20 protein-coding genes are annotated in these 25,579 nt (G+C 70.0%); 4 read left to right on the forward strand and 16 right to left on the reverse strand.

Annotation, left to right across the window (positions count from 1 at the left end; all coding sequences use genetic code 11):
* Positions 1 to 27: 27 nt before the first annotated feature.
* The 10 genes from AB3M90_RS07510 to AB3M90_RS07555 all read right to left on the reverse strand — a co-directional run bounded on the left by AB3M90_RS07510 (position 28) and on the right by AB3M90_RS07555 (position 10,800).
* The gene (locus tag AB3M90_RS07510; protein WP_412951062.1) at positions 28 to 1,104 is read right to left on the reverse strand and encodes a UDP-N-acetylglucosamine--N-acetylmuramyl-(pentapeptide) pyrophosphoryl-undecaprenol N-acetylglucosamine transferase; all 1,077 of its coding nucleotides are present in this window, start codon (positions 1,102 to 1,104) and stop codon (positions 28 to 30) included.
* Positions 1,101 to 2,303, reverse strand: a complete 1,203-nt coding sequence (gene ftsW / locus AB3M90_RS07515) for a putative lipid II flippase FtsW (protein WP_412951065.1) — start codon at positions 2,301 to 2,303, stop codon at positions 1,101 to 1,103. Before ftsW ends, AB3M90_RS07510 begins: the two co-directional genes overlap by 4 nt.
* Positions 2,272 to 3,807 carry a UDP-N-acetylmuramoyl-L-alanine--D-glutamate ligase gene (gene murD, locus AB3M90_RS07520; RefSeq protein WP_412951068.1) on the reverse strand — a complete coding sequence of 512 codons (1,536 nt, stop codon included), beginning with the start codon at positions 3,805 to 3,807 and terminating at the stop codon, positions 2,272 to 2,274. The genes ftsW and murD overlap by 32 nt, the downstream gene beginning before the upstream one ends.
* On the reverse strand, positions 3,797 to 4,903 hold the full coding sequence (mraY, locus tag AB3M90_RS07525) for a phospho-N-acetylmuramoyl-pentapeptide-transferase (protein WP_412951071.1): 1,107 nt from the start codon (positions 4,901 to 4,903) through the stop codon (positions 3,797 to 3,799). The genes murD and mraY overlap by 11 nt, the downstream gene beginning before the upstream one ends.
* Entirely contained in the window at positions 4,900 to 6,312 is a 1,413-nt protein-coding gene (locus AB3M90_RS07530) for a UDP-N-acetylmuramoyl-tripeptide--D-alanyl-D-alanine ligase (RefSeq protein ID WP_412951073.1), read from the reverse strand. The genes mraY and AB3M90_RS07530 overlap by 4 nt, the downstream gene beginning before the upstream one ends.
* Positions 6,313 to 6,339: 27 nt before the next feature.
* Positions 6,340 to 8,106: a peptidoglycan D,D-transpeptidase FtsI family protein gene (locus AB3M90_RS07535; RefSeq protein ID WP_412951074.1), complete on the reverse strand. Its 1,767-nt coding sequence runs from the start codon at positions 8,104 to 8,106 to the stop codon at positions 6,340 to 6,342.
* A 34-nt stretch (positions 8,107 to 8,140) separates the two neighbouring features.
* A complete protein-coding gene (gene ftsL, locus AB3M90_RS07540; RefSeq protein WP_412951076.1) occupies positions 8,141 to 8,701 on the reverse strand; it encodes a cell division protein FtsL in 561 nt (186 codons plus the stop codon).
* Complete coding sequence (rsmH, locus tag AB3M90_RS07545; RefSeq protein ID WP_412951079.1) at positions 8,698 to 9,636, reverse strand: 16S rRNA (cytosine(1402)-N(4))-methyltransferase RsmH; 939 nt, start codon at positions 9,634 to 9,636, stop codon at positions 8,698 to 8,700. Before rsmH ends, ftsL begins: the two co-directional genes overlap by 4 nt.
* 103 nt (positions 9,637 to 9,739) lie before the next feature.
* Entirely contained in the window at positions 9,740 to 10,171 is a 432-nt protein-coding gene (gene mraZ / locus AB3M90_RS07550; protein ID WP_412951081.1) for a division/cell wall cluster transcriptional repressor MraZ, read from the reverse strand.
* Between the two features lie 254 nt (positions 10,172 to 10,425).
* A complete protein-coding gene (locus AB3M90_RS07555; protein ID WP_412951083.1) occupies positions 10,426 to 10,800 on the reverse strand; it encodes an SCO2097 family morphological protein in 375 nt (124 codons plus the stop codon).
* Between the two features lie 97 nt (positions 10,801 to 10,897).
* Between AB3M90_RS07555 and AB3M90_RS07560 the strand changes: the two genes are divergently transcribed.
* Positions 10,898 to 11,986, forward strand: a complete 1,089-nt coding sequence (locus AB3M90_RS07560) for a polyprenyl synthetase family protein (RefSeq protein ID WP_412951085.1) — start codon at positions 10,898 to 10,900, stop codon at positions 11,984 to 11,986.
* 8 nt (positions 11,987 to 11,994) lie between these two features.
* Here the strand turns inward: AB3M90_RS07560 and AB3M90_RS07565 are convergent, their stop codons facing one another.
* Positions 11,995 to 12,354 carry an Rv2175c family DNA-binding protein gene (locus AB3M90_RS07565; protein ID WP_412951087.1) on the reverse strand — a complete coding sequence of 120 codons (360 nt, stop codon included), beginning with the start codon at positions 12,352 to 12,354 and terminating at the stop codon, positions 11,995 to 11,997.
* 120 nt (positions 12,355 to 12,474) lie between these two features.
* Between AB3M90_RS07565 and AB3M90_RS07570 the strand changes: the two genes are divergently transcribed.
* Positions 12,475 to 13,668 (forward strand): LysM peptidoglycan-binding domain-containing protein, encoded by a 1,194-nt coding sequence (locus tag AB3M90_RS07570; RefSeq protein WP_412951089.1) that lies wholly within the window; start codon positions 12,475 to 12,477, stop codon positions 13,666 to 13,668.
* A gap of 79 nt (positions 13,669 to 13,747) precedes the next feature.
* Positions 13,748 to 15,679, forward strand: a complete 1,932-nt coding sequence (gene pknB, locus AB3M90_RS07575; RefSeq protein WP_412951091.1) for a Stk1 family PASTA domain-containing Ser/Thr kinase — start codon at positions 13,748 to 13,750, stop codon at positions 15,677 to 15,679.
* A 76-nt stretch (positions 15,680 to 15,755) separates the two neighbouring features.
* Here pknB and AB3M90_RS07580 read toward each other — a convergent pair whose 3' ends face one another.
* Positions 15,756 to 17,096, reverse strand: a complete 1,341-nt coding sequence (locus AB3M90_RS07580) for a class II 3-deoxy-7-phosphoheptulonate synthase (RefSeq protein ID WP_412951093.1) — start codon at positions 17,094 to 17,096, stop codon at positions 15,756 to 15,758.
* A gap of 37 nt (positions 17,097 to 17,133) precedes the next feature.
* On the reverse strand, positions 17,134 to 17,832 hold the full coding sequence (locus AB3M90_RS07585) for a lysophospholipid acyltransferase family protein (protein ID WP_412951095.1): 699 nt from the start codon (positions 17,830 to 17,832) through the stop codon (positions 17,134 to 17,136).
* A gap of 150 nt (positions 17,833 to 17,982) precedes the next feature.
* Here AB3M90_RS07585 and AB3M90_RS07590 point away from each other — a divergent pair, with 150 nt between their 5' ends.
* Positions 17,983 to 19,815 (forward strand): AMP-dependent synthetase/ligase, encoded by a 1,833-nt coding sequence (locus AB3M90_RS07590; protein ID WP_412951097.1) that lies wholly within the window; start codon positions 17,983 to 17,985, stop codon positions 19,813 to 19,815.
* Between the two features lie 67 nt (positions 19,816 to 19,882).
* Here AB3M90_RS07590 and def read toward each other — a convergent pair whose 3' ends face one another.
* From def to AB3M90_RS07605, 3 genes are all read right to left on the reverse strand, one after another.
* Positions 19,883 to 20,374, reverse strand: a complete 492-nt coding sequence (gene def, locus AB3M90_RS07595) for a peptide deformylase (RefSeq protein ID WP_412951099.1) — start codon at positions 20,372 to 20,374, stop codon at positions 19,883 to 19,885.
* Positions 20,374 to 22,089 (reverse strand): MinD/ParA family ATP-binding protein, encoded by a 1,716-nt coding sequence (locus AB3M90_RS07600; protein ID WP_412951101.1) that lies wholly within the window; start codon positions 22,087 to 22,089, stop codon positions 20,374 to 20,376. Before AB3M90_RS07600 ends, def begins: the two co-directional genes overlap by 1 nt.
* Before the next feature lie 66 nt (positions 22,090 to 22,155).
* Positions 22,156 to 25,563: a pyruvate carboxylase gene (locus AB3M90_RS07605; RefSeq protein ID WP_412951102.1), complete on the reverse strand. Its 3,408-nt coding sequence runs from the start codon at positions 25,561 to 25,563 to the stop codon at positions 22,156 to 22,158.
* Positions 25,564 to 25,579: the final 16 nt, after the last annotated feature.

The following is a 25,579-nucleotide window of genomic DNA, read 5'->3' on the forward strand; positions in this document are numbered from 1 at the left end:
TACTTTTCCTCGCGTCGAACGACCGCGTCACGCGGCGCCCAGCGCACGGTCGACGAGGGCGATGACGTTCTCGGTTCCGTTGCGTGTCCCGACCGTCTCGGCGGCGGCCGCCATGCGGGCGATGCGCTCGCGGTCGCCGAGCAGCGGCACGACGATGCGCCGCACCGCGCCGCCGTCGAAGGTGGCGTCGTCGAGCAGCTCGGCCGCCCCTGCCGCGACCGCGGACGCGGCGTTGAGGCGCTGCTCCCCGTTCCCGACGGAGTACGGCACGTACAGCGCCGGGATGCCGAGGGCACTGACCTCGCTCACCGTCGCGGCGCCCGATCGCGACACGATGAGGTCGGCGAGGGCGAACGCGAGGTCCATGCGGTCGACGTACCGCCGGAGCACATAGCCGGGGACTCCGGGATCGCTGAGGTCGCTCCGCTCCCCCGTCACGTGCAGCAACTGCCAGCCCGTCGCGAGCACATCCGGCCAGGCGTCCGCCAGGGCCTCGTTGAGTCGCTGCGCCCCCAGCGAGCCGCCGAACACGAGCAGCACCGGCCGGCTCGCATCGAGGCCGAAGTGCTCGGCGGCCTCGGCCCGCGTCGCCGCGCGGTCGAGCGAGATCACCTCGCGTCGCAGCGGCATGCCCACGACCTCGCCCCCGCGGAGGGGCGTGCCGGCGAAGGCCACCCCGACGCCGGCGGCACGACGCGCACCCAGGACGTTGGCCAGCCCGGGCCGCGCGTTCGCCTCGTGCACGACGAAGGGGACGCCCTCACGACGGGCGGCGACGTACGCCGGGGCCGACGCATAGCCTCCGAAGCCGACGACGACGTCGATCGCGTGGCTGCGGATGTGCGCGCGCACCTGGGCGATGGCGCGGCGGAAGCGCACGGGGAAGGTCGCCGCCTGACGACCGGGCCGACGCGGGAAGGGCACCTTGTCGACCACCAGCAGCTCGTACCCCCGCTCCGGGACCAGTCGCGACTCCAGCCCCTCCGCCGTCCCCAGCACGAGGACGGATGCCGCGGCGTCGCGCTCGCGCAGAGCGTCGGCGACGGCGAGCAGGGGGTTCACATGGCCGGCGGTGCCACCGCCGGCGAGGAGGTACGAGGTCACCTGGCGACCCTACCCCGCGCGGCTGAGGGCTTCTCGGCGGGCAGGGTGCGCGCGAAGGCGAGCAGCACGCCGCAGGCGATCAGCACGGCGAGGAGTGCCGTGCCGCCCTGCGACATGAACGGCAGCGGGACGCCCATGACGGGGAACACGCCGATGACGACGCCGATGTTGAGCACCGCCTGGCCGACGATCCAGACCGTGATGCCCCCGGCCGCCACGCGGATGAACGGATCCGGCGTCTTGCGGATGATGTGGAACGCACCGACGGTGAAGAAGGTGAACAGGGCCAGCACCACGATGCATCCGATCAGACCCAGCTCCTCGCCCACGATCGCGAAGATGAAGTCGTTGCCCGCGGCGGGCAGCCAGCCGTACTTCTCCTGCGAGTTGCCCAGCCCGAGCCCGAAGACGCCGCCGGAGGCCATCCCCCAGATCCCGTGGATCGACTGGTAGCAGTCGGTGTAGTAGAGCGACATGTCGTCGCACGTGGCCGTGATGCGCCGCATCCGGTCCTCGCTGGAGAGGGCGTAGGCCAGCACCGCGATCACGCCGAGGATCACCGGGATGATGAACAGCCGCAGCTTCACCCCGGAGAAGAAGAGGCAGCCGAGCAGGATGAGCACCAGCACCATCGCGGTGCCGAGGTCTCGTCCGGCCAGCACGGTGCCGATCGCGAGGGCGCCCACGGGGATCACCGGGATGAACACGTGGTGCCAGGTGCCGAGCATCGTGCGCTTGCGCAGCAGCACGGCGGCGATCCAGAGCGCGAGAGCGAGCTTCAGGAACTCCGACGGCTGGAGGGTGAAGCCGGCGACCTTGATCCAGTTGCGGTTTCCGCCGTCGGCGATCCCGAGCGGGGTGAAGACGAGCATCTGCAGGGCCACGGCGCCGAAGAGCGCGGGCCAGGCCATCCGCTTGAGGAAGGCGATCGGCACGCGGCTGATCAGGAACATGATCGGGATGCCGAGCAGGGCGAACACGCCCTGCCGGAGCACGCCGTCCATGGGATTCGCGCCGTCGGCGACCGCGGTCGCGCTCGTCGCCGACAGGACCATCACCAGGCCGAACAGGGTCAGCAGCAGGGCGGTCGACGCGATCAGCAGGAACTCCGTCGACACCGGGGTGAACCGGCGACCGAGCGAGACGCGCGCCGCGAGGCCTCCGGACTCAGACCGCGGCGGGCGGGATACCTGCGTCATCGGCGCTCCCCCGGTCGATCCACTCCCGCACCGCCTCGGCGAAGCGGTGGCCGCGATCCGCATAGCTGGAGAACTGATCGAAGGATGCGGCGGCCGGGGCCAGCAGCACCGTGCCCTCGTCGCCGACGATCCCCGCCGCGATCTCCACGACGCGTCTCATGACCTGACCAGTCTCGCGAGCTTCGACCTCGAACACCGGAACCACGGGCGCGTGTCGCCGGAATGCCGCGACGACGTCGCCCCGCTCGACGCCGATCACCACGGCCGCGCGAGCCGAGCCGCCCACGTCTGCGACGAGATCGCCGATGTCGACGCCCTTGAGGTCGCCGCCCACCACCCACACCGCCCCGGGGTAGGCGCGCAGCGACGACGCGGCGGCATGCGGATTCGTGGCCTTGGAGTCGTCGACCCACGTGACGCCGGCGTGACGCGCGACGACCTCGATCCGATGGGCGTCGAGGCGGAATCCCTGCAGCGCCGCGTGGATCGCCTCGGGCTCCACGCCGACCGAGCGCGCGAGGGCGCTGGCGGCGAGGATGTTCTGCACGATGTGGGGTGCCGAGAGTCCCACCCGGTCGAGGTCGGCGACCGTGGTCAGCTCGAGGGCGCTGCGGGCGCGCTCGTCGAGGAAGGCGCGATCGACGAGCAGCCCCTCCACGATCCCGAGGTCGCTCGGACCGGGGATGCCGAGATCGAAGCCGATGGCGCGCGCTCCCTCGACCACGTCCGCCTCCTCGACCATCTCGCGTGTCGCGAGGTCGGCCTTGTTGTAGACGCAGGCGACCCGGGTGTTGCGGTACACGACGGCCTTGGCCTCGCGGTAGGCGGCCGCGCTCCCGTGCCACACCAGATGATCGTCGGCGAGGTTCAGGCACACCGATGACAGCGGGTACAGCTGCCCCTCCGGCGCCGATCGGCCGAGGTACCAGAGCTGGTGGCTGGACAGCTCGACCACGAGCACGTCGAAGCCGCCGGGATCGCGCACCGCGTCGAGCACGGGGACGCCGATGTTGCCGCACGGCGCGGCACGCAGGCCTCCCTCGACGAGGAGGGACGCGGTGAGCTGCGTCGTCGTCGTCTTGCCGTTCGTGCCGGTGATGAGGATCCAGTCGGCGGGTGCGCCGTCGGCGCGCAGCACCTTGTCGCGCACGCGCCAGGCCAGCTCGACGTCGCCCCAGATCGCGATGCCCGATTCCTCAGCCCAGCGGATGAGCGGATGCGACGGCGCGAAACCGGGCGAGGCGATCACGACCTCGGGCGCGAACCCGGCCAGCACGGCGGGCACGCCGTCGAGGGGGCCGAGCTCGAGTCGCGCGCCGATCACCGGCAGCAGCCGCTCGTACTCCTCCTCGGCCTTCTCGCTGAGCACGAGCACATCGGCGCCGAGCTCGGCCAGCGTGTCGGCGACCGAGAAGCCCGTCATCGAGAGGCCGAGGACGGCCACCCGCAGTCCGCGCCAGTCGGCGTTCCAGCTGGTCAGCGTCGCCAGTCGCTCAGCCGACACGGGTGAGCCATTCGACGTAGAACAGGCCGATGGCCGATACGGCGAGCAGACCGGCGATGATCCACATGCGCACGACGATCGTGACCTCGGACCATCCGCGCATCTCGAGGTGGTGGTGGAACGGGCTCATCAGGAAGAGGCGCTTGCCGCGCGTGATCTTGAAGTACAGGCGCTGCAGGATGACCGAGCCGGACGAGAGCACGAAGACGCCGGCGATCACGAGGAGCAGCAGCTCCGTGCGGGTGAGGATCGCCATCGCGGTGATGACGCCGCCGATGGCCATCGAGCCGACGTCGCCCATGAACACCTTGGCCTTCGGGGCGTTCCACCAGAGGAAGCCGATCAGGCCGGCGGCGACCGACGCGGAGATGATGGCGAGGTTGAACGGGTCGCGCACCTCGTAGCATCCGCCGAGGGCGTCGGGGTCGCCCCCGATGCAGGGCTGCTTGAACTGCCAGAAGGCGATCACGCTGTACGCGCCGACGACGATCACGCCCGCTCCGGCCGCGAGGCCGTCGAGCCCGTCGGTCAGGTTGACGCTGTTCGACGTGGCGACGCCGATGATCGCGATCCATGCCAGATAGAGGATCCACCCGAGGATCACCCCGAAGGCGAAGAGGTCGAGCCAGGTGAAGTCGCGGAACAGCGAGATCGACGCGCTCGCGGGCGTCTGCCCGTATTTGTTCGGGAAGTTCAGCGCGACGATGCCGAAGGGGATGATGACGATCAGCTGGCCGATGATCTTCCGCCAGCCGGAGAGCCCGAGGCTGCGCTGGCTGCGCACCTTCATGTAGTCGTCGATGAAGCCCACGGCGCCGAAGCCGACCATGAGCCAGATCACCAGGATCGCCGAGAGCGCGGGAACCTCGCCGCTGACGAAGACGCCGGTGAAGTATCCGACGATCGAACCGGCGATGAAGATCACGCCGCCCATGGTCGGGGTGCCGCGCTTGGCCTCGTGATTGGGGTTCTCCACCGCCTCGGGGGTGCGGATCACCTGCCCCCAGCCCCACTTCCGGAAGAGCCGCAGGAAGACGGGGGTCAGGAACAGGGTGAAGGCGAGCGAGATCGCCGCCGCCATGATGAGAGACCTCACGAGAACAATTCTCCCAGACGATCGCCGAGATGCCGCAGGCCCACGGAGTTGGATGACTTCACGAGCACACGGTCGCCGTCGCGCAGCTCGGTGCGCAGGTAGTCGAACGCGGCGTCCTGATCGGCGAGGTGCACGGCCTCACTGTTCCACGACCCCTCGCCCACGGCGGCCAGGAACAGCCTCCGCGCCTCGGGGCCGACGACGACGATCCGCTGGATGTTCAGTCGCACGGCGAGCAGGCCGATCCGGTCGTGCTCCTCCCCCGCGCTCTCGCCGAGCTCGGTCATCGCGCCGAGGACGGCGACCGTGCGCTCCGCGGGCCCGGTGATCTGCGCCAGCGTGCGCAGGGCCGCCGCCATCGAGTCGGGACTGGCGTTGTAGGCGTCGTTGATGATCCGCACCCGCTCGTTGCCCATCGGCTGCATGCGCCAGCGCTCGGCGACCTCGACCGTCTCGAGCCGGGCGATCGCGTCAGACGGCGACACCCCGAGAACTCCGGCGGCGGCGATCGCCGCCAGCGCGTTGGTGATGTGGTGCGCGCCGAGAACCCGCAGGTGCAGCGGGAACGATTCGCCGCCGGCCTCGATGACGCACGCTGTGCCGGATGCCGTCACCTCCAGGTCGCGCGCGCGCACGGCCGCGGCGGCACCCTGCCCGAAGCCCACGACGTCCATGCCTCGAGATCGTGCGAGTTCCTGCATCGCGGCGACCCGCGCATCGTCGAGGTTGAGCACCGCCGTGCCCGTCGGCCGTGCGGCCGCCACGAGCTCCGACTTCGCCCGGGCTGTGGCCTCGATCCCGCCGAATCCGCCCGCGTGGGCCATACCGACCATGAGGACGACGGCGACGTCGGGCTCGACCAGTCCGGCGAGGCGCGCGATGCTGCCGGGCGCGGCGGCGCCGAACTCGCTCACGAGGAAGCGGGTGCCGTGCGTCACGCGCAGCATCGTGACGGGCGCGCCCACTTCGTTGTTGAAGGAGTTGACGGGCGCGACCGTCTCGCCCTCGTCGGCCAGGATGCGCGCCAGGAAGTTCTTCGTCGTGGTCTTGCCGTTCGACCCGGTGATGCCCACGATGCGCAGACGCCCCCCGGCGCGGACACGGGCCACGACCTCGCGGGCGAGGTCGGCGAGCGCCGCGACGGCGTCGGCGACGATGATCTGCGACACGGGCGCGTCGACCGCGCGCTCGACGATGGCCAGGACGGCTCCGGCCTCCACGGCGGCGCCGACGAAGTTGTGGCCGTCGGTCTCGGCACCCCGCTTCGCCACGAAGATCGTGCCGGGTCCCATGGTGCGCGAATCGGTGTCGACGGTCCCCTCGACCACGGACTCGGCCGTGTCGTCGCCGGCCAGGCGCAGCTCACCACTCACAGCGGTGGCGATCTCCGCGAGCGTCAAGGCGATCATGTCATCTCCAGGCGCGGCTCTCGCCGACTATCCGAACTTGGGAAGCAACTCGTCCATCGGAACAGTGGACGGCATCACGCGATAGGTCTTCATCACCTGCGTCATCGCCTTCTGGAAGGCGGAAGCGGTGGCCGCGGACGATACAACCTTAGTCGGCTCGTCGAGGGTGACCACGACGACGTACTGCGGGTCGTCCACCGGAGCGAAGCCGACCATGCTGGTGTAGTAGACGCCGGCCTTGTAGCCGCCGTTGCCGTCGGACACCTGCGCGGTGCCGGTCTTGCTGGTCACGCGGTAGCCGGGCACCTGGATGCGATCGGCGTTGCCGCCCTGCACGGCCACGTTCTCCAGCATCCGCGTCAGCTCTGCCGCCGTCTGCTCCGTCACGATCTGCTCGTGCGCCGGTGCGTCCGGTTCGTGCACGGTGCCGTCGGCGCCGGTGCAGGACTCGATCAGCGACAGGTCGATCTTCTCGCCGCCGTTCGCGATGGCCTGGTAGGCGCCGGCGAGCTGCGGGGCGGTGACCGTGAAGTACTGGCCGAAGGTGGTCGTGTAGAGCGACTGGTTGTCCCAGTCGCTCACCGGGTGCAGGATGCCGCCGACCTCTGACGGGAATCCGAGCGTCTTCTCGCCGACGCCGAACTTCTGCAGGTAGTCGTAGCGCACGTCGGGGCTGACCATCGTGCCGAACTTCGACAGCGCCACGTTCGACGAGTCGATGAGCCCGCCGGCGAGCGTGTACTCGAACGCGGGATGCACGAACGAGTCGTTGATGACGGCACCGTTCGGGAACGTCTCGCGCGAGGCGGCGCTGACGGTGCTCCACGGGGTGAGGCCCGCTCCTTCGATGGCGGCGGCCGCGGTGATGGCCTTGAAGGTCGAGCCTGGCTCGAAGTCCTTGTGGAAGATCTGGCTGTAGCGGGTCTCCGGCGTCGACGAGTCGAGGTCGTTGGGATCCATCGCCGGCCACTCCGCGGCCGCGCGGATCTTGCCCGTCTTGACCTCGACGACCGTGACCGTTCCGCCCTTGGCGCCCTGCTTCTGGGCCTCCTCGGCGATCATCTGCTGCAGATACCAGTTGAGATCGCTGTTGACCGTCAGCTGCACGGTTCCGCCGTTCACGGCATCCACGGTGCGCTCGCTGCCCGGGATCACGACGCCGTCCTTGCCCTTGCGGTACGACAGCTCGCCGTCGACCGGCGCGAGGCATTCCTCCTCGAGCTGCTCGATGCCCGCCTGAGCGGCGCCCGAGTTGTCGAGGAAGCCGAGGAGGTTCCCGGCGACCGCGCCGTTCGGGTACACCCGGGTCTCGCGCGACGGCATCGACAGGTAGGCGAGGCCGAGCTCCCGCAGGGCGATGTACTGGTCGGTGTTGAGCGACTTCTTCAGCTCGGCGTACTGGCTGTCGGGGTTGGCGGCGAGCGCGTCGGCGACGATCGTGCGCACCTCTTCGCCGGTCTGGCCGGTGATCTCGGCGATCTTCTCGGAAGCCTCCGCCCACGGCAGCTTCGGATCCTTCTCCTCCAGCAGCATGATCAGCTGCGGACTGAGCTGCGCGTCGTAGACCAGCACGCTCGACGCCAGGACGGTGCCGTCGGCGTCGACGATCGAGCCCCGCTGGCCCGGGATCGTCGACCCCTCTCCGAGGTGTTCGAGCGACTGCGTGACGTGCGCGTCGGCGCTCACGACCTGGATGTCGACCAGACGCACGACGAAGGTGGCCAGCACCGACAGGATGACGGCGAGGGCGACGACGGTGCGTCGCCTCGGTCCGCGAGTGGCTCGTGTCGTCATTCGATCTCTCCGTCGGATCGTGGCAGTCGGGCGGTCAGTGGGTGGTGGGGCTGGGGAGCCCGTCGGTGATGGCGGGCGGGAGCTGCTGCGTCGCGGGATCGACCGTGCCGTCCTGCGCCACCGGAGTCTCGGGGGGCGGGGTGATGATGAGCGCGTTGCTCACCGCGCCTGCTCCCTGCGGATCGACCGTCGAGGTCCAGCCCGCCCCGGAGCCCGTGCCGAAGACCGCACCGTCGCTGAGGCGGAGGTACGACGGCGATCCGGCGACGACCATGCCGAGTCCGGCGGCACCGGTGGCGAGGACCTGCGGCGAGCTCAGGCCGGTGAGCTCCTCCTGGAGGGCGTGGGTGCGGAGGTTCAGTTCGCGCTGATCGGACGAGAGCTGCGCGAGGGCGAAGGAGTCCTGAGTGATCGCGAGCGACAGCGCGATCTGCGCGGCACCGATCGCGAGGGCGCCGCCGAGCGCGACCAGCGCGTAGGCGAGCCGCGGCTTGCGACGGTGAGCCGCGCGGGTCACCGGCCGCAGTGCCGGACGCGGCGCGCGGTTCGGCGCCGAGGGCCGAGGAGCCGTGCGGACGGTGGCGTTCACGCTCATGCGTTCTCCCGCAGCTTCTCGGCGGCGCGCAGCCGCACCGGGATGGCACGCGGGTTGCGTGCTCGCTCGTCGTCGTCGGCCAGTTCGGCGCCCTTGGTGAGCACCCGGAACCGCGGCGCGTGCTCGGGGAGCTCGACCGGAAGGCCGGCCGGCGCCGTGGAGGCGGATGCCGCGGTGAAGGCCTGCTTGACGAGCCGGTCCTCCAGCGACTGGTACGACATCACGACGATGCGTCCGCCGACGGCGAGGGCGTCCATGGCGGAGGGGATGGCGTCGGCCAGCACGCTGAGCTCCGCATTCACCTCGATGCGCAGCGCTTGGAACACGCGCTTCGCCGGGTGTCCTGTCCGCTGCGCGGCCGCGGGGGTCGCGGCGATGAGAAGCTCGACGAGCTCGCCGGATCGCGTGATGGGCGCCTTCTGCCGTGCGTCGACGATGAAGCGCGCATACCGGCCGGCCAGCTTCTCCTCGCCGTAGCGCTCGAAGATGCGGCGCAGGTTGCCCTCGCTGTACGAGGCGATGACCTCGGCGGCCGTGACGCCGCGCGTCTGGTCCATCCGCATGTCGAGGGGGGCGTCCTGCGCGTAGGCGAATCCGCGGTCCGCCTCGTCGAGCTGGAGGGACGACACCCCCAGGTCGAACAGGATGCCGGAGGCGCCCTGCGCGTGCAGCCCGATCTCGTCGTACACCGTGTGCACGAGGGTGACGCGGTCGGCGAACCGCGCGAGCCGCTCGCCGGCGATCCGGAGAGCGTCGGTGTCGCGGTCGAGTCCGATCAGCCGGATGCGCGGGAATCGCTCGAGGAGGGCTTCGGAGTGACCGCCCATGCCGAGGGTCGCGTCGACGAGGACCGCTCCGTCGTGCTGGAGGGCGGGCGCGAGCAGCTCGACGCAGCGGTCGAGCAGGACGGGGGTGTGGATGTCGCGGAGGTTCATGATCTCTGTCGGGTCCGACCTCCGGCTCTGATCCCCCTCCGCTTCGCGACCCGGCACCGGGGAAGTGTGTCGGGGCGGGAGCGGCGGGGCATCACAGCCGTGGTCAGAAGAGTCCCGGAATCACCTCCTGCTCGAGGTCGGAGTAGGTCTCTTCGCCGGCGGCGAGGTAGGAGTTCCAGCTGTCGGCGTCCCAGATCTCGGCGTGAGCGCCGACTCCGGTGACGATGAGCTCCTTCTGCAGTCCGGCGTACTGCCGGAGATGGGCGGGGAGAGTGATGCGGTTCTGGCTGTCGGGCATCTCCGCACTCGCGCCGGAGAGGAACAGGCGCATGAAGTCACGCGCCTGCTTGTTGGCGAGCGGCGCCTGACGGATCCGCTCGTGCATCGACTCGAACTCGGCGGTGCTGAAGACGTAGAGGCAGCGCTCCTGACCACGGGTGACGACCACACCGCCGCCCAGGTCTTCGCGGAACTTCGCGGGGAGGATGACCCGACCTTTGTCGTCCAGTTTCGGGGAATGCGTTCCCAGCAACATCGGCCATCACCCCCTCTCCGTCCGGCCAAACTCGAGATGCGCCCCACTTTACTCCACTTTCCTCCACAAACCTATGGGCAAACGCGGAAGAGGAGCGCTCATACCCGCAGGAGCGCACGATATTCCGCGGAAAGACGGGGTGGAGTGAAGTGGAGGACGAGTGGAGCAGCTGTGCAGGGGTCGAGTGCGAAGGCGCAGGAGAAAAGCAAGAAGCCCGGATGCTCAGCATCCGGGCTTCTCGAGAAGAGGAGGGGTCAGCGACCGTCTTGGCGGCGGTCCCATCGGTCGTTCATCCGATCCATGAAGGATGCGGAGGTCTGCGGCTTCGCAGCGGACCGGGCACGAGGCGCCGTCGGGCCGGTGCGACGCACGGGGGTCACGGCGACCATCACGCCGGCCAGCATGGCGGCGAAGCCGACCACCCCGACGACGATCCCCCACACGTCTCCGATGATGACGCCGGCGACGAGGCCGCCGACACCGGCGAGGAGCAGCAGCGCGCCGTACACGAGGTTGCGATAGCTCAAGGCGCGATCCCCCGAAGGCGCGCTCACGACGTCGGCGTCATTGTGCAGGAGATGGCGTTCCATCTCGTCGAGCAGACGCTGCTCCTGTTCGGAGAGTGGCATTTCGTCCCCCTCGGGTATCGTGCCTTTCATTCTACGCGCGCCGAGGCGCCGGAGGCTAGCCGATCGGGGCCTGCTTCCTTTACGTATGCTGGGAGTCGTGCCGTCCCCTTCCCCCGTGCCCGACGCCGTCGCGGCCCGCCTGGATCGCTTCCTCTCCCTCATGCGCAGCGAGTCGTCGGACTACGGTGCCGAGGCCCGCGGATTCCTCGACGCCGCCGCGCAGACGACGGACGGCGGCAAGCGCCTGCGGGCCCGCTTCTGCCATGCCGGATGGCGCGCGGTGTCACGCTTCGCGGACCGGGGTGCCACCGAGACGACGGCCGTGTGGGACGTCTGCGCGGCTCTCGAGATCTTCCAGTCGGCAGCGCTCGTGCACGACGATCTGATCGACAACTCCGACACCCGACGCGGCCGCCCGGCCGCCCACCGTGCACTCGAGTCGTCGCATCGTGCGAGCGGCTGGTCGGGCGACGCGGAGGCGTTCGGACGGGCGGCGGGCGTGCTGCTCGGCGACCTGCTCGTGGCCTGGAGCGACGACCTCCTCGAGTCGGCGCTCGACGGCCACGCCCACGCCGGCGCGGTGCGGCGTGAGTACGCCCGGATGCGGCGCGACGTCACGACGGGCCAGTTCCTCGACATCGCGGAGGAGTCGGCGTGGATCGTCAACGATCCGCGATCCCATGCCGAGCGAGCGCTGCGGGTGGCGTCGCTCAAGTCGGCGCGATACAGCATCGAGCAGCCGCTCGTCCTCGGCGGTGCTCTCGCCGGTGCCGACGACGACCAGCTGTCGGCATTGCGCGCCTTCGGGCGCCCGATCGGCATGGCATTCCAGCTGCGCGACGACATGCTCGGCGTCTTCGGCGACGCGGCCGTCACGGGCAAGCCCACCGGCGACGACCTGCGCGAGGGCAAGCGCACCGTCCTCGTCGCTCTCACGAGGGAGACGCTGGACGCGTCGAGCAGGAACCTTTTCGACGAGCTGCTGGGCGACCCCGAGCTCACCGAACAGCAGGTCGCGTTCCTGCAGGCGACGATCACCGACTCGGGAGCGCAGGAGCGCGTGGAGGAGCTGATCCGCGACTTCGCACGGGAGGCCGATCGCGCCCTCGCGGGCGCTCGCCTCGACAACGCCGCGGTGGGAGAGCTGCGCGATCTCGGTCGCGCGGCGACGGTTCGCTCCGCCTGAGCCGCGGTTCAGGCCAGCGTGCGGGCGACGCGTCGGACCTCGCTCTTGTGACCCGCCCGCAGGGCGTCGATGGGCGACCGACCGAGGGTGTCGTCCTCTTTCAGGAGCCAGTCGATCAGCTCGTCGTCCGCGAATCCCGCGTCCTGCAGCACGATGATGGTTCCGCGCAGCGAGCTGAGCGGGTGCCCGTCGACGATGAACACCGCCGGAACCTGGAACACGCCGCTGCGACGCGATCCGATGAGGTGGTGCTCGTCGATGAGGCGGCGGACTCGACCGAGCGGTTCGCCGAGGACCTCGACGAGATCGGGCATCGTGAGCCATTCGGCGGCGGGCTGTACGGCGGCGTTCTCTGACACGCTGCCCACTATCTCACCTCCGCTGTCGCGTCGCATGTCGCCCCTTCTGTCACAGGTTTCACTTGCGTCACTTCTGTTGACTTCTCTATACATCCGTGTCAGCGTGGTGTGCTCCGGAAAGGGGTCACTGTGAGACACGACACCGCGACGCGTCGCAGGCGCCGACTTCGACTCGGCGCCCCGGCCGCCGTCATCGGCGCGCTCACCGCAACGGCGGTCGCTGCCCCGGCCGAGGCGACTCCGCCCGCACCCGTCGAGCGCCACCGGTCGACTCCGATCCGGGTCGTCCCGGCTCAGGTCGCGCCCGCGAGCTACGTGGTCCAGCCCGGCGACACCGTCTCGGCGATCGCCGCGCGCTACGGGCTGGGCGTGGTCGACGTGCTCACCTGGAACGGACTCTCGTGGCGGTCGGTCATCTATCCCGGCCAGACCCTCGCGCTCCAGCCCGCGGTCCCCGCGGCGACCGCGCCGGCGCCCGCAGCGGCATCTCCGGCTCCCGCGACGACCGTGCACACCGTCGTCTCCGGTGACACGGTCTTCGGCATCGCCGGGAAGTACGGCACGACGGTCGACGCGGTCCTCCAGGCGAACGGACTCACGCGCGCATCGATCATCTACCCCGGGCAGGCGATCGTCGTCGCCGGTCCCGCGGCACCGGCGGCGATCGCTGCGGCGCCCGCGCCCGCGTCGCCGGCGCCGCAGACGGCCCCGGCTACGGCGATCGTGCACACCGTCGTGGCCGGTGACACGGTCTTCGGCATCGCGCGGATGCACGGCACGACCACAGCGGCCGTCCTCGCCCTGAACGGCCTCGACGCCTCATCGATCATCTATCCCGGTCAGACCCTCGCCGTGCAGGCTCCGTCGGCTCCGGCGACCGCTGCGGCGCCCGCGGCGCCGGCGGCGGCCGGCGCGGCGCTCGACGGCGAACAGGCCGCGAACGCTGCCCTCATCATCCGCATCGGCCGCGAGATCGGCGTCTCCGACCGGGCCATCGCCATCGCGCTGGCGACCGGCATGGTCGAATCCGGGCTGCGCAACCTCGACTGGGGCGACCGCGACTCACTGGGCATCTTCCAGCAGCGCCCCAGCACCGGATGGGGCTCCCCCACCGAGATCATGGACCCCGACCGCAGCACGAGGGTGTTCTACGGGGGCGCCGGCGACCCGAACGGTCAGCGGACCCGCGGCCTCCTCGACATCCCCGGGTGGGAGTCGATGGCCTTCACCGATGCCGCTCAGGCGGTGCAGATCTCGGCGTATCCCGACAAGTACGGCCAGTGGGAGGCGCAGGCCTACAGCTGGCTCGCGCTCTACGGCTGAACCTCGAACCCCGAAACCCGCAGCCGCCAGGGGTGAGCCGCTCCCCGGCCTTTCCGGCACTTCTCCATAGAATCTTGACGTGACGACCAATCATCAGGCCGACCCCCTCATCGGGCGGCTTGTCGACGGCCGTTACCGGGTGCGGGCCCGCATCGCCCGCGGCGGGATGGCAACGGTGTACGTCGCGACCGACCTCCGCCTGGAGCGTCGTATCGCCCTCAAGGTGATGCACGCTCATCTGAGCGACGACTCCGCGTTCCAGAGCCGCTTCATCCAGGAGGCGCGGGCCGCCGCCCGCCTCGCGGACCCTCACGTCGTCAACGTCTTCGATCAGGGCCAGGACGGCGAACTGGCCTATCTGGTCATGGAGTACCTGCCGGGCATCACCCTGCGCGAGCTGCTGCGCGAGCAGAAGCGCCTCACCGTCGCGCAGACGATCACCATCATGGACGCGATCCTCGCCGGCCTGTCGGCCGCGCACCGGGCCGGCATCGTGCACCGCGACGTGAAGCCCGAGAACGTGCTGCTCGCGGAAGACGGCCGCATCAAGATCGGCGACTTCGGACTCGCCAGGGCCACGACCGCCAACACCGCGACCGGGCAGCAGCTGCTGGGCACGATCGCCTACCTCGCGCCCGAGCTCGTGACCCGGGGCACGGCCGACGCCCGCAGCGACATCTACGCGCTCGGCATCATGCTCTACGAGATGCTGGTCGGCGAGCAGCCGTACAAGGGCGAGCAGCCGATGCAGATCGCCTTCCAGCACGCCACCGAGTCGGTGCCCCGCCCGAGCGTGCGCAACCCCGCCGTCCCGGAGCAGCTCGACGAGCTGGTGCTGTGGGCGACCGAGAAGTCGCCGGACGAGCGTCCCGACGACGCGCAGCAGATGCTCGAGCGGCTGCGGGAGATCGAGCGCGACCTGGGCATCGCTCCCGCCGTCGCCGCGGCCACGACGGCGCAGCGAAACCAGGCGGACTCCGGAGACGTCACCACGGTCATGCCCGGCACCATGGTCATCGACGACCCGGCGGCGCCGGCCGTGCCGGCGGTGGACAACGCGACGATCCTCCGCCGCCGCGCGTCCCGGCGGCGCGCGCGAGGCGCCTTCCTCCTCACCCTGGTGCTGCTGCTGGCGGTGCTCGCCGGAGCCGTGGGCTGGTGGTTCGGCTCGGGACCCGGTTCACTGGTGCCCGTTCCCGCCGTGGCGGGCCTTCCCTCTCAGCAGGCTGCCGATGCGCTGTCCGCCGAGGGGTTCGTCCCGTCGCAGACCGAGGAGTTCTCGGTCGACGTCGACGCCGGCATCGCGATCAGGACCGAACCCGACGCGGGCGCGAGACTCGACAAGGGCGCCGCGGTGGCCGTGATCGTCTCCGCCGGCCCGGCCCCGCACACCGTAGAGACCCTCAACGGCAAGAGCGAGGACGAGGCGCGCACGTACCTCGACACGCTCAACGTCGTCGTCGCCGACGACTCGCTCATCCTCTTCTCGGATGCCGCGGAGTCGATCGTCATCAACGCGTTCGTGACGCCGCGCGCCGGCGGTGAGGCGTACCAGTGCAGCGAGGGCTGCGAGCTCTTCGAGGCCGACACCGTCGAACTCTACGTGTCGGCCGGTCCCTTCCCCGACGTCGGAGGGATGAGCGTCGAGCAGGCGACCGCGACCCTTCGCGACAAGGGCATCGAGGTCAACCCCGAGTCTCAGTTCGTCTTCAGCGACAGCGTCGCCGAGGATCGGGTCATCGGCGTGGCCGACCGCGCCGAGGAGGGCAACTGGCGCCCCGGAGACACCGCGCAGCTCATCGTGTCGAAGGGCCCCGAGCCGATCGCCGTGCCCGACGTGTCGGGCAGCAGCATCCGCGAAGCCATCGCGACCCTCGAGGCCGCCGGATTCGAGGCCACGTCGAACGTCCCGGAGCTCGTCTGGGACCTGTTCACCGCCACCAGCACCAACCCGGAGGCCGGCACCACTCATCCGCGCGGCACGAAGGTGCAGATCCGCGCGACCGGCTGACGTCCGGACTCCGTCCGAGACGCGAAGAGCCGCCCGTCCGATCGGAGAGGGCGGCTCTTCGGCGACGGTCGCCTCCTCAGCGCTTCTCGAGCTCCTCGGCGACGAGGAACGCGAGTTCGAGCGACTGCATGTGGTTGAGGCGCGGATCGCAGAGGCTCTCGTAGCGGGTCGCGAGGGCGGCCTCGTCGATCTGCTCGGATCCGCCGAGGCACTCGGTGACGTCGTCGCCGGTGAGCTCGACGTGGATGCCGCCGGGGAACGTGCCCACAGCGCGGTGCGCCTCGAAGAACCCGCGGACCTCGTCGACCACGTCGTCGAAGCGACGCGTCTTGTACCCGGTGGGCGTGGTGATGCCGTTGCCGTGCATCGGATCCGTGACCCACAACGGCTGCGCGCCCGAGTCGCGGACGGCCTCGAGAAGCGGCGGCAGGGCGTCGCGGATGCGACCCGAGCCCATCCGTGTGATGAACGTGAGCCGTCCGGGCTCGCGGTCGGGGTCGAGCTTGTCGATCAGCGCCAGCGCCGTCTCGGGCGTCGTCGTCGGACCGAGCTTGACCCCGATGGGGTTGCGGATCTTCGAGAAGTAGTCCACGTGTGCGCCGTCGAGCTCGCGCGTTCGCTCACCGATCCACAGGAAGTGCGCCGAGGTGTTGTACGGGGTGTCCGTGCGCGAGTCGATGCGGGTCATCGGGCGCTCGTAGTCCATGAGCAGACCCTCGTGACCGGTGAAGAACTCGACGCGGCGCAGCTCGTCGAAGTCGGCGCCCGCGGCCTCCATGAACTTGATGGCACGGTCGATCTCGGCGGCCATGCGCTCGTACCGCTGGTTGGCCGGATTCTGGGCGAAGCCCTTATTCCACGAGTGCACCTCGCGGAGGTCGGCGAACCCACCCTGGGTGAAGGCGCGGATGAGGTTCAGCGTCGAGGCGGCGGTGTGGTAGCCCTGCAGGAGCCGACCGGGATCGGCCTGCCGGGAGCCCTCGGTGAAGTCGTAGCCGTTGACGATGTCGCCGCGGTAGGCCGGCAGCGTGACCTCGCCCCGGGTCTCGGTGTCGCTGGAGCGCGGCTTGGCGAACTGACCGGCCATGCGACCCATCTTGACCACCGGCATCGACGCGCCGTAGGTGAGCACGACGGCCATCTGCAGCACCGTCTTGATGCGGTTGCGGATCTGCTCGGCGGTGGCGCCGGCGAACGTCTCGGCGCAGTCGCCGCCCTGGAGTAGGAACGCCTGACCGGATGCCGCGCGCGCGAGGCGATCGCGGAGGTTGTCGACCTCGCCGGCGAAGACGAGGGGCGGGAGCGCTGCGATCTGTCGCGAGACGTCGGCGACGCGGTCCGCGTCGGGCCACTGCGGCTGCTGCTTGATGGGAAGCGAGCGCCACGCATCAAGGGCGTCGATGTGGTGCGGGAGCATTCCTCCAGCCTAGTGGGCGGCGTACCGCCGGGATGCCCTAGGACCGCTGTGTGACGCGGGACGGGAGGCGGTCCTTGACCGTCGATGCGTAGACGTCTTCGTACTCCTGCTGACCCAGGCGCTGCAGTGCGACCATGATCTCGTCGGTGACCGAGCGCAGGATGTAGCGGTCGTTCTCCATGCCGGCGTACCGCGAGAAGTCGAGCGGCTCGCCGATCACGATCCCCACGCGCATGATCCGCGGGATGCGGCGACCGATGGGCATCGCCGTGTCGGTGTCGACCATGATCACGGGCACGACGGGGACCTTCGCCTCGAGCGCCATCCGCGCGATGCCGGTGCGCCCGCGGTAGAGCTTGCCGTCGGGGCTGCGGGTCCCCTCCGGATAGATGCCGAGGAGGTCTCCTCCGCCGAGCACCTGCAGTCCGGTGTTCAGCGAGGCCTCCGACGCCTTGCCGCCGGAACGATCGATCGGGATCTGTCCGGTCGCCTTCATGAAGAACTTCGTGGCGAAGCCTTTGAGGCCGCGTCCGGTGAAGTAGTCGCTCTTGGCGAGGAACGACATCGGTCGGTCGATGACCAAGGGAAGGAAGATGGAGTCGGCGAACGAGAGATGGTTGCTGGCGAGGATCGCGGCTCCGCTCGCGGGCACGTTCCTCCGACCCGCGATCCACGGGCGGAAGATCGCCTTGACCACAGGGCCGATCACCACGTACTTCATTAGCCAGTAGAACATCGAGGTGAAGTCTAGCGTCGCGCGCGGCATCCGCTGGGGTGTTCTTCGATGTCGTCACCGTTCGCGACTGAGTTCCACCCTGGGTGCGACGCGGTGCCATGCCCTAGACTCGAGTCACATCCGTGCCCGACCGGTACCGAAGGAGCTGCCGTGGTCCAGTTTGAAGTCCCTGCGATCGTCCCCGCCGACCCCGACGCGAACGTCTCGGACCTCTTGTTCCAGCGCGTCGCAGCCACCCCCGATCGCGCCCTGTTCGCCGTTCCCGACGGAGACGGCTGGCGAGACATCTCGGCCGCCGACTTCCAGACCGCGGTCATCGCCTTGGCGAAGGGGTTCGCGGCGGCCGGCATCCAGCCCGGCGAGAAGGTCGGCTTCCTCGCCCGCACGACGTACGAGTGGACCCTCGTCGATTTCGCGCTGTTCTACGCCGGCGCCGTCATGGTCCCCATCTACGAGACCAGTTCCCCCTCGCAGATCCAGTGGATCCTGGAGGACTCCGGCGCCATCGCTCTCATCGTCGAGTCGCCCGAGCACTTCGCCCGCGTCGACGAGGTCCGCGGCGACCTGCCCCTCATCCGCGAGGTCTGGCAGCTCCACCTCGGCGCGATCGACACGCTCACCGCGCAGGGCGCATCGATCTCCGACGACGAGATCGAGCGTCGCCGCAACCTCGCCGTGGGATCCGACATCGCCACCCTCATCTACACCTCCGGCTCGACCGGTCGCCCCAAGGGCTGCGTGCTGACGCACAGCAACTTCGTCGAGCTCTCACGCAACTCCGCCAAGGCGCTCGACGCGGTCGTGCAGACGCCCGGCGCCTCGACGCTGCTGTTCATCACGACGGCCCACGTGTTCGCGCGGTTCATCTCGATCCTCGACATCCACGCCGGCGTGCGCACCGGCCACCAGCCCGACACCCGACAGCTCCTGCCGGCGCTGGGGTCGTTCAAGCCCACCTTCCTGCTGGCGGTCCCCCGCGTGTTCGAGAAGGTGTACAACTCGGCCGAGCAGAAGGCCGAGGCCGGCGGCAAGGGCAAGATCTTCCGCGCAGCCGCCGACGTCGCGATCGAGCACTCCAAGCTGCTCGAAGAGGGCAAGAAGATCCCCTTCGGGATGAAGCTCAAGTTCGCCCTGTTCAACAAGCTCGTCTACGGAAAGCTCCGCGCGGCGATGGGCGGCAACGTCGTGTACGCCGTCTCGGGATCGGCGCCGCTGGGCTCGCGACTCGGGCACTTCTTCCACAGTCTCGGCGTCGTGATCCTCGAGGGCTACGGCCTCACCGAGACGACCGCTCCGGCGACGGTGAACCTGGCGGACAAGTCGAAGATCGGCACGGTCGGCCCCGCGCTGCCCGGGGTGGGGGTGCGCCTCGGCGACGACGGTGAGATCGAGGTCCGAGGCGTCAACGTCTTCAAGGAGTACTGGAACAACCCCGAGGCCACGGCCGAGGCGTTCAGCGACGGGGGCTGGTTCCGCACGGGCGACATCGGCAGCTTCGACTCCGAGGGGTTCCTGACCATCACGGGTCGCAAGAAGGAGATCATCGTCACCGCCGGCGGCAAGAACGTCGCCCCGGCGGCGTTGGAGGACCCGATCCGTGCGAACCCGATCATCGGTCAGGTCGTCGTCGTCGGCGACCAGCGGCCGTTCATCTCCGCGCTCATCACGCTCGACCCCGAGATGCTGCCGACCTGGCTCGCGAACAACGGCCTCGATGCGAAGATGTCGCTCGCCGATGCCGCGAAGAACGATGCCGTGCGCGCCGAGGTGCAGCGCGCGGTGGATGCCGCCAACGCGCACGTGTCACGCGCCGAGTCGATCCGCAAGTTCACGATCCTCGACACCGAGTGGACGGAGGCATCGGGACACCTGACCCCGAAGCTGTCCATCAAGCGCAACGTGATCATGAAGGACTTCGCCGACGACATCTCGGCGATCTACGACGAGCCGGTCTCGACCACGAACGTCGCCATCGGCGGCTGATGACGATACGACGAAGGCCCCGCGCCGACGGGGCCTTCGTCGTCTCCCGACCGGTGGGCCGAGCGGATCAGAACCAGGGGCTCTCGCGCACCTCGCGCATCGCCCTCTTGCGCGTCTCGGGCTCGAGGCGCGACAGGAACAGCGTGCCGTCGAGGTGATCGGTCTCGTGCTGAAGAGCCTGCGCGAGGAGGCCCTCGCCCTCGAGCACCACGGCGTTGCCGTCGAGATCGATCCCTTCGACGCGCGCCCAGGGGTGCCGCGGCGCATCGTGCCACAGGCCGGGAACCGAGAGGCAGCCCTCCCCCGTCGGCACAGGCTCGCCGCGCACCTCGGTCAGCACCGGATTGATCACGTAGCCGATGTCGCCGTCGACGTTGTAGCTGAACGCGCGCAGCGCGACGCCGATCTGCGGAGCGGCCACACCGGCGCGACCGGGCAGCTCGACCGTGTCGACCAGGTCGGCCACGAGCGCACGGATGCCGTCGTCGATGCGCTCGACCGGAGCGCAGACCGTGCGCAGGACGGGATCGCCGAAGATGCGGATCTCACGCACCGTCATCAGGCGCCCCTGGCCCGCAGGCCCTCGACGAGGAGAGCGGCGAGCTCGCGCGCGGCGACGCGCGTCTCAGGCTGGAGGTTGGCGAAGACGATGGTCCCCCCACCGGCGATCTGCGGGTCGTACGGCATCCGCACGACGCTGCGCGCCCGGGTCGCGAAGTGCGACTGCAGCTCGTTCAGGCGGACCAGAGGGGCGCCTGGCGTCGACTGGTTCAACACGACGATCGCCTCCCTGGCCTGTTCCGCATAGCCGTTGGTCTCCAGCCACGTGAGGGTCTCCGAGGCCAGACGGGCCTCGTCGACGCTCAGCCCCGAGACGATGACGATCTGATCGGCGAGATCGAGCGTCGCCGACATGACGGAGTGCACGATCCCGGTTCCCGTGTCGGTCAGCACGAGCGAGTAGTAGTGCGCGGCCACGTCGGCGACATCGCGATAGTCGCTGTCGCTGAACGCCTCGGCGATACGCGGGTCGGCGTCCGAGGCGAGGACGTCGAGGCGCGTCGCGTCGCGCGCCACGATCGCCGAGATGTCGTGGTATCCGCGTACGTCGTCGTGGATGCGGACGAGATCGCGCACCGAGCGGCTGTGGTGCGGGCGGACGATGCGCTCGGCGAGGGTGCCGCGGTCGGGATTGGCGTCGACGGCGATCACCCGGTCGTCGCGCGCATCGGCGAGAGCCATGCCCAGCAGAGCGGTGATGGTCGTCTTCCCGACGCCTCCCTTGCGGGAGAGCACGGGAACGAATCGCGCCCCTCCCGGGAGCGGCGCGGCGATCCGCGCCGAGAGCGCCTTCCGCTCGCGGGCGCGTCGGCCGTCGCCGATGTTGATGCGGCGACCCGAGACCGTGTAGAGGAGATGACTCCACGCCCCTTCGGGTTCGGGCTTGGCCACGCGATGCGGGTCCAGCAGGCGATCGGCCGTGAGCAGATCGGCCGACTCGCGCGAAGACTCCCCCAGATCGTCCAGCCGCTTGGAGGCCAGCGTCACGTCGGCGCGCGACGCGGCCGGGGCGGGCTGCGGCACCACGGATTTCTGCTCTCGTCGGGTCACGGGCTCGGTCTCCTTCTCGACGGATGCGCGCGCGGCCGCGGCGGCGACCGCTGCGCGGGCGGCTCGAGCGTCGGCATCCGCGCGCGCGAGCAGTCGGCCGGCGGCCGCCGACGACACCGCGGTGACCTCGGGAGCGCCGGCGGCGTCCGCCCCGCTCCCGGCATCCGCCCTGCTCCCGGCAACCGACGCAGCGTCGACCTGCGGCACGGTCGCGGCCTGGGGCTCGGCCGCGACCTCCGGCCCCGCGCCGCCCTCCGGCTCGTCGATGACATGGGCATCTTCGGCGGCGTCCGAAGGAGTGTCAGCTGCGTCGTGCTCCGCACTGCGGGGCGCGGCATCCGCGTCGATCAGCTCGGCGTCGACGACCTCGTCGGTCGATGCGGTGGCGGCGACCGGCGCCTCGATCACGATGCGATCGGTGAACAGCGGGGGCTCCGACGGGGCGGGCACGACCGTCACCGGGTCATCGATGAGGAGGTCTCCGACGACCTCGCCCTCGACGACGCCGTCATCGGCCAGGTCGTCGTCGTCATCTTTCGGGAGGGTCACACTCACCTGCGCGGTGCCGCCGAGGATGCCGATCCCGGCCGTGTCGACGGACGCGGCTTCGTCCAGCACTCCCGTGGGTTCGTCCTCGGGATCTGCGGTGTTCTTCGGGGTCACGGTGTCGCTCCAAGCCTTCGCGGACCTCGGGGGCGCACACGGTGCGCGGGCCTCGCCCGCACAAGATTAGTGCGCGGGGCGGATCACGACCAAAAGATCACCGGCATCCACCTGCTGGGTCTGCGAGATCGCATGGCGCTCGATCACCCCGTCGACGGGAGCGGTGATGGCGGCTTCCATCTTCATCGCCTCGATGGAGGCGACCGGCTCGCCCGCCCGGACCGCGGCTCCCACCTCCGCCTTCAGCGTGACGACGCCGGAGAAGGGCGCGGCGACCTGACCGGGAACGGAGGTGTCGGCCTTCTCGACCTCCATCGCGTCCACCACGATCGAGCGGTCTCGCACGAACACGGGACGAAGCTGGCCGTTGAGCGTCGTCATCACCGTGCGCATGCCCTTGTCGTCGGCGTCGCCGATGGCCTCGAGTCCGACGAAGAGCTGCACGCCGCGGTCGATCTCGACCAGGTGCTCCTGGCCCGGCACCAGTCCGTAGAGGTAGTCGCTCGTGTCGAGCACCGACAGGTCGCCGAACAGCTCCCGGCGCTCGGCGAACTCCTTCGTCGGAACGGGGAACAGCAGGCGGTTGAGCCTCGCACGTCGCTCCGCGCTCGTTCCCGCGAGGGCCGCCTCGTCGTCGGCGGAGAGCTCGGTGAGACCCGTGCGCACCGAGCGACCCGCGAGGACCTTGGAGCGGAACGGCTCCGGCCATCCGCCCGGCAGATCGCCGAGCTCGCCCGCCATGAAGCCGACCACCGAGTCGGGCACGTCGTACTTCTCCGGATGCGCCTCGAAGTCGGCAGGATCTGCCCGCACCGCGGCCAGATGGAGCGCGAGATCGCCGACGACCTTCGACGACGGCGTCACCTTCGGCACGCGACCGAGGATGCGGTCGGCGGCGGCGTACATGTCCTCGATGAGCTCGAAGTCGTCGGCGAGACCGAGCGCCTTGGCCTGCTGGCGCAGGTTGGAGAGCTGCCCACCCGGGATCTCGTGGTGGTAGACCCGGCCCGTCGGTCCGGGCAGCCCCGACTCGAACGGCCCGTACTGCCGGCGCACGGCCTCCCAGTAGGGTTCGAGGTCGGAGACCGCGTCGAGGGAGATTCCGCTGTCGCGATCCGTGTGGGCGAGCGCCGCGACGAGCGACGAGAGCGACGGCTGGCTGGTCGTGCCGGAGAGCGGGGCCGACGCGGCGTCGACGGCATCGACGCCGGCAGCGCTGGCCGCCAGCAGCGTCGCCAACTGGCCGCCGGGGGTGTCGTGCGTGTGCAGGTGCACGGGCAGGTCGAACCGCTCCCGCAGTGCGGAGACCAGCTTCGCGGCCGCCGCCGGCCGGAGCAGCCCCGCCATGTCCTTGATCGCGATGATGTGAGCGCCGGCATCGACGATCTGCTCGGCGAGGCGGAGGTAGTAGTCGAGGGTGTAGAGGCTCTCGCTCGGGTCGAGCAGGTCGCCCGTGTAGCACAGCGCGACCTCGGCGATCGCGGTTCCCGTGTCGCGCACCGCGGCGATCGCGGGACGCATCTGCTCGACGTCGTTGAGCGCGTCGAAGATGCGGAAGATGTCGACGCCGCCGGATGCCGCCTCGGCGACGAACGCGTCGGTGACGGCCGTCGGGTACGGCGTGTAGCCGACGGTGTTGCGTCCGCGCAGCAGCATCTGGATGGCGATGTTCGGCAGCGCCGCGCGCAGCTTGTCGAGCCGCTCCCACGGGTCCTCGCCCAGGAACCGCAGCGCCACGTCGTAGGTCGCGCCTCCCCACGCCTCGACCGAGAGCAGTCCGGGCGTCAGTCGCGCGAGATAGGGGGCCGCCGCGACGAGGTCCTTGGTGCGCACGCGCGTCGCGAGCAGCGACTGGTGCGCGTCGCGGAACGTGGTCTCGGTGATCGCCAGGGCCGTCTGTTCGCGCAGGCTGCGGGCGAAGCCCTCGGGTCCGAGTTCGAGGAGCCGTTGCCGCGATCCGGCGAGCGGTTCGGCCGAGAGGTCGACGGCGGGAAGCTTGGTGACCGGATCGGCGACGCCGGGGTGCTCGCCGTTCGGCTTGTTGACCGTGACGTCGACCAGCCAGTTCAGCAGCTTCGTCCCCCGATCCTTCGAGGCTCGGCCTCGCAGGAGCTCAGGGCGCTCGTCGATGAACGAGGTGCTGACGTCGCCGGCGATGAAGGCCTCGTCGTCGAGCAGCGCCTGCAGGAACGGGATGTTCGTCGACACGCCGCGGATGCGGAACTCGGCCAGGCCTCGGCGCGCACGCGCGACGGCGGCCGGGAAGTCGCGGCCGCGGCAGGTCATCTTCGCCAGCATCGAGTCGAAGTGCGGGCTGATCTGCGCCCCCTGGTGCACCGTTCCGCCGTCGAGCCGGATGCCGGCACCGCCGGGCGAGCGATAGGTCGTGATCTTGCCGGTGTCGGGTCGGAACCCCTGGGTGGGATCCTCCGTGGTGATCCGGCACTGGAGCGCGGCTCCCCGCAGGTGCAGGTTCTCCTGCCGCAGACCGAGCTCGGCCAGCCCCTGCCCCGAGGCGATCCGCATCTGGGTCTGCACGAGGTCGACGTCGGTCACCTCTTCGGTCACGGTGTGCTCGACCTGGATGCGCGGATTCATCTCGATGAACACGACCTCGCCCGCGCGCTCTCCCGCGGTCTCGAGCAGGAATTCGACCGTTCCGGCGTTCTCGTACCCGATCGATCGGGCGAAGGCGACCGCATAGCCGTGGAGGGCGGTTCGGATGCTGTCGTCGAGGTGGGGCGCCGGAGCGATCTCGACCACCTTCTGATGGCGGCGCTGCACCGAGCAGTCGCGCTCGAAGAGGTGCACCGTCTCACCGCTCTTGTCGGCGAGGATCTGCACCTCGATGTGCCGGGGACGCACGACCGCCTGCTCGAGGAACATCCGCGGGTCGCCGAAGGCGCTGGCCGCCTCCCGCATCGCCTCCGCGAGGGCGGGCGCGAGCTCGCCCGGCGTCTCGACGCGACGCATGCCGCGTCCGCCGCCGCCGGCGACCGCCTTGGCGAAGAGCGGGAATCCGATCTCCTGCGACTGGGCGACGAGGGCGTCGACGTCGTCCGACGCCTCGGTCGAACGCAGCACAGGGACGCCGGCCTCGATCGCGTGCCGCTTCGCCTCGACCTTGTTGCCGGCCATCTCCAGGACCTTCGCGGGCGGCCCGATGAACACGATCCCGTTCGCGGCGGCCTTCTCGGCCAGCTCCGGGTTCTCCGAGAGGAATCCGTAGCCCGGGTAGATCGCATCCGCTCCGGACTCGCGGGCGATGCGGATGATCTCGTCGACGTCGAGGTAGGCCCGGACGGGGTGGCCGCGTTCGCCGATCTCATAGGCCTCGTCGGCCTTCAGCCGATGCACCGATCCCCGGTCCTCGTAGGGGAACACCGCGACCGTGCGGGCTCCCACCTCGTATGCCGCTCGGAAGGCCCGGATCGCGATCTCGCCACGGTTGGCCACAAGGATCTTCTGGAACATGCTCACCTCTGAGAGC

Source organism: Microbacterium martis (assembly GCF_047246685.1).
In the GTDB taxonomy this organism is placed as follows: domain Bacteria; phylum Actinomycetota; class Actinomycetes; order Actinomycetales; family Microbacteriaceae; genus Microbacterium.

Bases quoted from the DNA above. Each gene is read 5' to 3' on its own strand.
- ftsW (WP_412951065.1), bottom strand. From the start codon at position 2,303: ATGACGCAGGTATCCCGCCCGCCGCGGTCTGAGTCCGGAGGCCTCGCG.
- AB3M90_RS07530 (WP_412951073.1), bottom strand. From the start codon at position 6,312: ATGATCGCCTTGACGCTCGCGGAGATCGCCACCGCTGTGAGTGGTGAG.
- AB3M90_RS07535 (WP_412951074.1), bottom strand. From the start codon at position 8,106: ATGACGACACGAGCCACTCGCGGACCGAGGCGACGCACCGTCGTCGCC.
- ftsL (WP_412951076.1), bottom strand. From the start codon at position 8,701: ATGAGCGTGAACGCCACCGTCCGCACGGCTCCTCGGCCCTCGGCGCCG.
- rsmH (WP_412951079.1), bottom strand. From the start codon at position 9,636: ATGAACCTCCGCGACATCCACACCCCCGTCCTGCTCGACCGCTGCGTC.
- mraZ (WP_412951081.1), bottom strand. From the start codon at position 10,171: ATGTTGCTGGGAACGCATTCCCCGAAACTGGACGACAAAGGTCGGGTC.
- AB3M90_RS07555 (WP_412951083.1), bottom strand. From the start codon at position 10,800: ATGCCACTCTCCGAACAGGAGCAGCGTCTGCTCGACGAGATGGAACGC.
- AB3M90_RS07580 (WP_412951093.1), bottom strand. From the start codon at position 17,096: ATGCTCCCGCACCACATCGACGCCCTTGATGCGTGGCGCTCGCTTCCC.
- AB3M90_RS07585 (WP_412951095.1), bottom strand. From the start codon at position 17,832: ATGTTCTACTGGCTAATGAAGTACGTGGTGATCGGCCCTGTGGTCAAG.
- def (WP_412951099.1), bottom strand. From the start codon at position 20,374: ATGACGGTGCGTGAGATCCGCATCTTCGGCGATCCCGTCCTGCGCACG.
- AB3M90_RS07605 (WP_412951102.1), bottom strand. From the start codon at position 25,563: ATGTTCCAGAAGATCCTTGTGGCCAACCGTGGCGAGATCGCGATCCGG.